Genomic DNA, 7,800 nt, shown 5'->3' on the forward strand with positions numbered 1-7,800 from the left:
GCGCCAGGACATCAGTGTTCAAGAGGACAGCATGCGCACGATTCTTTTCAGCAGCCAGACCTACGACCGCGACAGTTTTCTTGCCGCCGACTTGCCCTCGGGCATCGAGTTGCACTTTCAAGCGGCACGACTGAGCCTCGATACGGCAGCGTTGGCCGAGCATCACGAAGTGGTCTGCGCCTTCATCAATGATGACCTCAGCGCCCCGGTGCTCGAACGTCTGGCCGCCGGCGGCACACGCTTGATCGCCCTGCGCTCGGCCGGTTACAACCATGTCGACCTGGCAGCGGCCAAACGCCTGGGCTTGGCGATCGTGCGCGTTCCGGCCTACTCGCCCCATGCCGTGGCCGAACACGCGGTGGCGCTGATCCTGGCACTCAACCGCCGTTTGCACCGCGCCTACAATCGCACCCGCGAAGGCGATTTCAGCCTGCATGGGCTGACCGGTTTCGATCTGGTGGGCAAGACCGTGGGCGTGGTCGGCACCGGGCAGATCGGCGCGACCTTCGCCAAAATCATGAACGGCTTCGGTTGCCAGTTGCTGGCGTATGACCCATGCCCAAACCCTCAGGTCGAAGCGCTGGGCGCCCGTTATCTGAGCCTGCCGCAACTGCTGGCCGAATCGCAGATCATCAGCCTGCACTGCCCGCTCAATGAACAGAGCAAACATTTGATCAACCGCGAATCACTGGCGCACATGCAACCGGGGGCGATGCTGATCAACACCGGTCGCGGCGGTCTGGTGGACACACCGGCGCTGATCGAGGCGTTGAAGAACGGTAAGTTGGGTTATCTGGGGCTGGACGTCTATGAAGAGGAGGCGCAGCTGTTTTTCGAGGACCGTTCCGACCTGCCCTTGCAGGACGATGTCCTGGCGCGACTGCTGACGTTCCCCAACGTGATCATCACCGCGCACCAAGCCTTCCTGACCCGCGAAGCCCTGGGCGCGATTGCCGCAACCACCTTGCAGAACATCGCAGCGTGGGCGGCCGGTACGCTACAGAATCAGGTCGAGGGCTGATCGGCTCAGGCTTTCGACAAAACAATCATCAGCCCCAGCCAACCAAAACCGAGCAAACGCGCCAGCCAGCTATGCCCGGGGCGCAGCAGGAACCAGACAAAAAACGGCGGCAGCAAAAACACCATGATCTTCAGCCAGAGTTCTACCGGGCGCGGTCCTGCGGGCGCTGCAACCGGGGCCTGGATTTGAGGTTCAGGTTCAGCTTCGAGTTTGCGTCGACGCCCAAACGCCGCAGGTGTCACCCGCGGCACACTTTCATTGGTGGGTAACCGCCCGAACGAAATCACTGTTTCCTGCGGCGAGGCTGTCGCTTGCCCTGCCTGTGCTGGCGCACCGCAATGAATGCAAGCAGGCGCCGTTGAACTGATGCGTTGCTTGCATTCAAAACACTCGATTAACGCCATGTCCATTCCTTAGGGATGCAAAAGCGGCAGTGTGCCATGACTCGACCGTTAAATTGAACCTGATCGAAGGTCATCTGCCTGCGCCATGCTGCGCGCAAGCCCGTGCTAGCATATCGCGCATATTTGGAGGACCCATGGTCGAACACGATTTCCGCTACAGCCTGATGAACCCGCAACACACCCTCACCGAATGCCGCGCCCTGGTGCCGGGGCGTTATCAAGTCACCGGCAACGGCGGCTCGATTCGTAACAACGACGTGTTGGTAGTGACCCTCAAAGGTGCCAAGGACTTGTCCATGCGCCTGACCGTCGAAACGGTTCGCCACTTGATCAACCCGCCCGGTCAATGGGTCGCGGTGGCCAGCGGTCCGGTGTTCGGCGAGTTGGCGATCCACACCTGGCAAGTGAACTGCGACAGCTGCGCCAAAGAGTTGAGCTTCGAGTTCGCGGTCGACGCCAAGCTGGGCAACAAGGCCGAAAAGCCTGCCGCCACCGCGCGGATTGCCGAGTTGGGCTGGACCACCGTCGGCGAAAAACACCTGTGCCCGAAATGTCAGGAGCCCGCGTGATGAAACGCCTCGCCCTGGCCGGTATGGTCGGTGCAAGCCTGCTGGGTTGTGCCGCCGAGCCTGTGCAATTGCAACAAAACCGCAGCTACATTCTGGAGTGGATCGGCGAGCGGCCGTTGATGGATTACAGCCACCTGACCATCACCCTCGGTGAAGACGGTCGCGCCTACGGCAACGGCGGCTGCAACCACTGGTTCGCGCCGTACACCCTGGAAGGCAAAAAGCTGAGCTTCGGCAAGATCGGCAGCACCCGCAAACTGTGCGCGCCAGCGCTGATGGAGCAGGAAAAACGCTTCCTTCAGGCGCTGGAGGGCGTGCAGCGTTGGGACGTCTCGTCGATCGAGCAGATGCGCTTCTGGCCGGCCGAAGGCAAGCCGCTGCGCTGGTGGCTTGAAGAGGGTTGAGTCCCTTTGAAAAGATCGCAGCCTGCGGCAGCTCCTACATGGATTTTCGTACACCCTGTAGGAGCTGCCGAAGGCTGCGATCTTTTGCTTTAATTCTTGGCCTGCAACGCCTCCAGCTTCGCCATCACCCCCGCCGCCGTCTGTTCGCCCATCAACTGTTCGCGCACCTTGCCCTTGTTATCGATGATGTAGGTCACCGGCAGCGCTTCACTGCGCGGCAGTTCGAACACTTCGGAAGGGTCCTGCGCCAGCACAGTGAATTTGATACCAAGTTTTTCACTGGCGCCTTTCAGTTCTTCGCCCTGCACATTGTCGAAGTTGACGCCGAACACACCGATCTTCTTGTCCTTGAGCTGCTCGGCCAAGGTGTTCAACTCCGGAATCTCGGTACGGCACGGGCCGCACCATTCAGCCCAGTAATTGAGCACCAGCCATTTACCGTCCAGACGCTCGGCGGCGACCTTCTGCCCGTTCTGATCGATCCCGTAGTCGTTACCGCAGCCCCCCAGCATCAACGCCCCGATGATCGTCAATGCCGCTGCCAGTCGCCTTGTCATGTCGTGTTCCTTGTCAAAAATTGAATGCGCCTGCGACCCATCGCCTCTCGCGGTTCTGGAATGCGCGCTGCACGGTTAGAATAGCCGCCACCTTACGCAAGATGCGACCCGCACATGACCGATCTGACGCTTTATCACAACCCGCGCTGCTCGAAATCCCGCGGAGCGCTCGAATTGCTGGAAGCCCGTGGCCTGACCCCGACCGTGGTCCGCTACCTGGAAACCCCGCTGGACGCCGCGCAGATTCAGAGTCTGCTGGGCAAACTCGGGATCAGCGCCCGGCAATTGCTGCGCACCGGCGAGGACGAGTACAAAACCCTCAACCTCGCCGACAGCAATCTGAGCGAGGCGCAATTGATCGCCGCCATCGCCGCCCACCCGAAACTAATGGAGCGACCGATTCTCGAAGTCGGCGACAAAGCCGTCATCGGCCGTCCGCCGGAGCAGATCCTGGAATTGTTGCCATGAGTGCGCCGTACATTCTGGTTCTGTATTACAGCCGCAGCGGCTCGACCAACGAAATGGCCCGGCAGATTGCCCGAGGCGTGGAACAGGCCGGCCTTGAAGCGCGGTTGCGCACGGTGCCGGCGATTTCCACCGAGTGCGAAGCCGTGGCGCCGGACATTCCGGACGAAGGTGCGCTCTATGCCAGCCTCGACGACCTGAAAAACTGCGCAGGCCTGGCCCTCGGCAGCCCGACCCGCTTCGGCAACATGGCGGCGCCGCTCAAATACTTCCTCGACGGCACCAGCAACCTGTGGCTGACCGGCGCGCTGGTGGGCAAACCGGCCGGCGTGTTCACTTCCACGGCGAGCCTGCACGGCGGCCAGGAAACCACCCTGCTGTCGATGATGCTGCCGTTGCTGCACCACGGCATGCTGATCACCGGCCTGCCCTACAGCGAATCGGCATTGCTGGAAACCCAGGGCGGCGGTACGCCCTATGGCGCCAGCCACCACGCCGGGGCTGATGGCAAAAGCGGTCTGGATTCACACGAAGTGGCGCTGTGCCGCGCGCTGGGCATGCGCCTGGCAAAGACTGCACAGAAGCTGGAGGGCTGAGCGTGGCCAAGAAGCCGAAGATCCTGCCCGCCGTCGATTGGCTCAAACCCCGCGTCCGGGCGATGCGCGTGATCAGCCTGTTGTGTTTTTTGGGTCTGGTGGGGCTGCTGTGCGTTTACTACCTGCTGGTCGCCGATCTGCACGGCGCGCGGCCATGGGTGATCTTGCTGATCGAACTGGTGCCGCTGCTGATACTGGCGCCGGGGATGATTATCGGCAGCCCGCGCGGGCATTCATGGATGTGCTTTGTGGTGAACCTGTATTTCATCAAGGGCGCACTGGCGGCGTATGACCCGAACCGGCAGGTTTTCGGTTTGCTGGAGATGGGTGCGAGCCTGGCGGTATTCTGTTCGGCGCTGTTGTATGTGCGGTGGCGATATCAGTTGAACCGCAAGTTGGCTGGCGAGGGCCAAGTCTCCGTCGCCTGATCTGGCCTCATCGCTGGCAAGCCAGCTCCCACAGGTTTTTACGTCGATCACATATTTGTGTTTCAACAGAGATTCTGTGGGAGCTGGCTTGCCAGCGATGAGTACAACCCGGTCTCAATGATTGACAGTATAAGCCAGCATCATCGAAATCTGGCTCATCGGCCGCCCGCCACTTTCTTCGTACCACTGGTTGAACACATCCTGCACCAACGCCAGGTCACGCAGGCTGGTCGGCACTTTGTCGATAATGTTCTGCGCGTTCAACGCCGCCACCACGTCGTAGCTCGGCACAAAGGTGTCCTTGCCGACCATGCGCAGGAAACGCGGCGCCGACAAACCGCCCAACTGATGGCCACGCTTTTTCAGGAAGGTCCAGAGGCCGACGATGTCGGTCACCGGCCATTCGGCGATCATCGCCCCGAAGCTGCCCTTCTCGTGGGCGACATCCAGCACAAACTGCGCATTGCGTGGCACGCTCTTGAGCTTGCCCAAGTGGCGGATGATCCGCGCGTCCTGCATCAGGCGTTCGAGATGTTCGGCGCTCATCAGCACGACTTTTTCCGGGTCGAACTTGAAGAACACTTCTTCGAAGGCCGGCCACTTGGCATCCACCAGGCTGTGCTTGAGCCCGGCGCGGAACACCCGCAACGCCATGGTCGAGAGGTAACGATCGTCGGTGATGTCGCGCAGTTGTGCCGGAGTTTTGGGAACGGGCAGATGGGCTTCCAGTTCAGCTGCCGAACCGAAACGGTTCAAGCAGTATTCGTTCAGCCACTTGTAGTCGCGCATGCCCTCTCCTGAGGATAGAAACGAAAAACCTGTGGGAGCCAGCCTGCTGGCGATGAAGGGGTGTCAGTCAACAATGATGTGTCTGACACACCGCCATCGCCAGCAGGCTGGCTCCCACAGTAATCGTGTTTAGAGGTTGACCACATTGACGAAGCGCGAAGCCGCCGTCTCGTCGATCTTGAGGTTGGTGAAGTCGAACAGGTTGCGGTCCGCCAGTTGCGACGGGATCACGTTCTGCAGGCTGCGGAAAATGCTCTCGGTGCGCCCCGGCGTCTTGCGGTCCCACTCCTGGAGCATGTCCTTGACCACCTGACGCTGCAGGTTTTCCTGGGAACCGCAGAGGTTGCACGGGATGATCGGGAATTGCTTGAGGTCCGAGTAGGCCTGGATGTCTTTTTCGTTGCAGTAGGCCAACGGGCGGATCACCACGTTGCGACCGTCATCGGCCCGCAGTTTAGGCGGCATGGCCTTGAGCGAACCGTTGAAGAACATGTTCAGGAAGAACGTCTCGACGATGTCGTCGCGATGATGACCGAGGGCCATTTTGGTCGCGCCGATTTCGTCGGCGAAGGTGTACAGCGTGCCGCGACGCAGGCGCGAGCACAGCGAGCAGGTGGTCTTGCCTTCCGGAATCAGTTCCTTGACCACCGAATAAGTGTCTTTCTCGACGATGTGGTACTCGATGCCTAGCTCTTTGAGGTAGGCCGGCAGCACATGCTCAGGGAAGCCCGGCTGCTTCTGGTCCATGTTCACGGCCACGATCTCGAACTTGATCGGCGCGACCTTCTGCAAGTGCATCAGCACATCGAGCATGGTGTAGCTGTCCTTGCCACCGGACAGGCAGACCATGACCTTGTCGCCGTCTTCAATCATGTTGAAGTCGGCAACCGCCTCACCGGCCTGACGGCGAAGGCGCTTTTGCAGTTTGTTCTGGTTGACCGTAAGAGTGCCCATGACGCGAAATCCGTGAGGTGTGACGAAAGGCGGGCATTTTACGCAAAAACACTCGCAGGGCGAAGAGTCTATGGTCTACAGACCCTTCAGCGATTACCCCGCTGCTTTACAGCGCAATTTGCTCTAAGCCCCTGCTCCTTGTGCGGTTAAGACCTTCCTATACTGCGACATAAGGTCGCATTCGAATTCCAGACCTATTACTTACTTGGCCATTGGCCCGTAGGCGCTCCACTGGGGGGCGACGGTAAAAACAAGAGGAGTGACTGGCATGATCCATCACGTAGTGGGGCTCTTCACCCACCCTGACCAAGAATGGAAAGAAATCCGCGGCGACCAGGAGGAAAGCATCAGCCACATGTACCTGACTCACACACTGATTCTGGCGGCGATCCCTGCGGTGTCGGCGTTCATAGGCACCACGCAGGTCGGTTGGGTCATCGGCAATCGCGCACCGGTGATGCTGACGATGGAAAGTGCGCTATGGATGTCGGTCATGTCCTACCTGGCGATGCTCGGGGGAGTTGCAGTGATGGGGGCATTCATTCACTGGATGGCCCGCACCTATGATGCCAACCCCAGCCTGGCCCGTTGCGTGGCGTTCGCGACCTACACCGCGACTCCGCTGTTCATTGGCGGTGTGGCGGCACTGTATCCACACTTGTGGCTGGGGATGATCATCGGCACTGCGGCGATCTGCTACACCGTCTACCTGCTGTATGTCGGGTTACCGACCTTCATGAACATTCCATCTGACGAGGGATTCCTGTTTTCCAGCTCGGTGCTCGCCGTAGGCCTGGTGGTGCTGGTGGCCATAATGGCGTTCACCGTGATTGTCTGGGGACTCGGCGTGGGGCCGGTCTATACGAACTGACTGCACAGAATAACTAGAGTCTGCCGACACAGGCCGCCGCAAGGCGGCCTTTTACTGCTTGAGCAACAGAAACGGTCGCGACCATTCGGCGCCTTGGCGATTCGCAAGGCCCCGGGGTTGCGGCATACTCGACGTCTCTGGAGATCCATCAAGCATGCCCGAGCAACTCAATACCCGCGTCGAAGACTGTTTCCAACAAGCCGAATCCTTTTTCAAACGACCTTTCAAGCGCCCCGTGGTGAGCCTCAAGCTGCGCGGGCAAAAAGCCGGTGTCGCGCATTTGCACGAGAACCTGCTGCGCTTCAACCCGCAGCTGTACCGGGAAAACACCGAAGACTTCCTCAAGCAGACCGTGGCCCATGAAGTCGCACACCTGATCGCCCATCAACTGTTCGGCGACCGCATCCAGCCCCACGGTGAAGAGTGGCAACTGATCATGCGCGGCGTGTACGAACTGCCGCCCAATCGTTGCCACACCTACGACGTCAAACGCCGCAGCGTGACCCGCTACATCTATAAGTGCCCGTGCCCTGACAGTGATTTTCCGTTTTCGTCACAGCGTCATGGCCTGGTGCGGCAGGGGCGGCGGTATTTGTGTCGGCGCTGTCGCAGTACCTTGGTGTTCAGTGGGGAGATGCGGGTCGAGTAGTTGGATTTTTTGTGCCCAAACCGGCCTCATCGCGGGCAAGCCCGCTCCCACAGGTATTGGTTTTGTGCATAAAATTTGTGAACGACCCCAACC

General features: G+C 59.9%; 12 protein-coding genes. 8 read left to right on the plus strand and 4 right to left on the minus strand.

The window, feature by feature from the left end; translation table 11 throughout:
* The first annotated feature begins 31 nt into the window (after nt 1-31).
* Nucleotides 32-1,021 (plus strand): 2-hydroxyacid dehydrogenase, encoded by a 990-nt coding sequence (locus ACW9JC_RS06675; protein WP_457454277.1) that lies wholly within the window; start codon nt 32-34, stop codon nt 1,019-1,021.
* 5 nt (nt 1,022-1,026) lie between these two features.
* On the opposite strand, the gene ACW9JC_RS06680 is transcribed toward ACW9JC_RS06675, so the two are convergent.
* Nucleotides 1,027-1,425, minus strand: a complete 399-nt coding sequence (locus ACW9JC_RS06680) for a hypothetical protein (RefSeq protein WP_457454278.1) — start codon at nt 1,423-1,425, stop codon at nt 1,027-1,029.
* Nucleotides 1,426-1,559: 134 nt separating this feature from the next.
* On the opposite strand from ACW9JC_RS06680, the gene ACW9JC_RS06685 reads away from it, so the two are divergent.
* Both ACW9JC_RS06685 and ACW9JC_RS06690 read left to right on the plus strand, forming a co-directional pair.
* Entirely contained in the window at nt 1,560-1,994 is a 435-nt protein-coding gene (locus ACW9JC_RS06685; protein ID WP_007988765.1) for a hypothetical protein, read from the plus strand.
* Nucleotides 1,994-2,398, plus strand: coding sequence for an META domain-containing protein (locus ACW9JC_RS06690; protein ID WP_457454279.1), 405 nt, complete (start codon nt 1,994-1,996; stop codon nt 2,396-2,398). The genes ACW9JC_RS06685 and ACW9JC_RS06690 overlap by 1 nt, the downstream gene beginning before the upstream one ends.
* Nucleotides 2,399-2,487: 89 nt before the next feature.
* Here the strand turns inward: ACW9JC_RS06690 and ACW9JC_RS06695 are convergent, their stop codons facing one another.
* The gene (locus tag ACW9JC_RS06695; RefSeq protein ID WP_338582488.1) at nt 2,488-2,955 is read right to left on the minus strand and encodes a TlpA disulfide reductase family protein; all 468 of its coding nucleotides are present in this window, start codon (nt 2,953-2,955) and stop codon (nt 2,488-2,490) included.
* A 114-nt stretch (nt 2,956-3,069) separates the two neighbouring features.
* Between ACW9JC_RS06695 and arsC the strand changes: the two genes are divergently transcribed.
* The 3 genes from arsC to ACW9JC_RS06710 are packed head-to-tail and all read left to right on the plus strand — an operon-like array spanning nt 3,070 to nt 4,444.
* Entirely contained in the window at nt 3,070-3,423 is a 354-nt protein-coding gene (gene arsC / locus ACW9JC_RS06700) for an arsenate reductase (glutaredoxin) (RefSeq protein ID WP_416129719.1), read from the plus strand.
* Complete coding sequence (gene wrbA / locus ACW9JC_RS06705; protein WP_338582490.1) at nt 3,420-4,016, plus strand: NAD(P)H:quinone oxidoreductase; 597 nt, start codon at nt 3,420-3,422, stop codon at nt 4,014-4,016. The genes arsC and wrbA overlap by 4 nt, the downstream gene beginning before the upstream one ends.
* 2 nt (nt 4,017-4,018) lie before the next feature.
* Nucleotides 4,019-4,444: a DUF2069 domain-containing protein gene (locus ACW9JC_RS06710; RefSeq protein WP_457454280.1), complete on the plus strand. Its 426-nt coding sequence runs from the start codon at nt 4,019-4,021 to the stop codon at nt 4,442-4,444.
* A gap of 114 nt (nt 4,445-4,558) precedes the next feature.
* Here the strand turns inward: ACW9JC_RS06710 and ACW9JC_RS06715 are convergent, their stop codons facing one another.
* Nucleotides 4,559-5,233, minus strand: a complete 675-nt coding sequence (locus tag ACW9JC_RS06715) for a DNA-3-methyladenine glycosylase I (protein ID WP_457454281.1) — start codon at nt 5,231-5,233, stop codon at nt 4,559-4,561.
* 129 nt (nt 5,234-5,362) lie between these two features.
* Nucleotides 5,363-6,187 carry a tRNA 2-thiocytidine(32) synthetase TtcA gene (ttcA, locus tag ACW9JC_RS06720; protein ID WP_217873618.1) on the minus strand — a complete coding sequence of 275 codons (825 nt, stop codon included), beginning with the start codon at nt 6,185-6,187 and terminating at the stop codon, nt 5,363-5,365.
* Between the two features lie 268 nt (nt 6,188-6,455).
* Between ttcA and ACW9JC_RS06725 the strand changes: the two genes are divergently transcribed.
* Complete coding sequence (locus tag ACW9JC_RS06725) at nt 6,456-7,058, plus strand: Yip1 family protein (protein ID WP_338582493.1); 603 nt, start codon at nt 6,456-6,458, stop codon at nt 7,056-7,058.
* A gap of 154 nt (nt 7,059-7,212) precedes the next feature.
* Complete coding sequence (locus ACW9JC_RS06730) at nt 7,213-7,707, plus strand: SprT family zinc-dependent metalloprotease (protein ID WP_338582494.1); 495 nt, start codon at nt 7,213-7,215, stop codon at nt 7,705-7,707.
* Nucleotides 7,708-7,800: the final 93 nt, after the last annotated feature.

The sequence above is a fragment of the Pseudomonas sp. SDO5591_S426 genome (assembly GCF_054070755.1).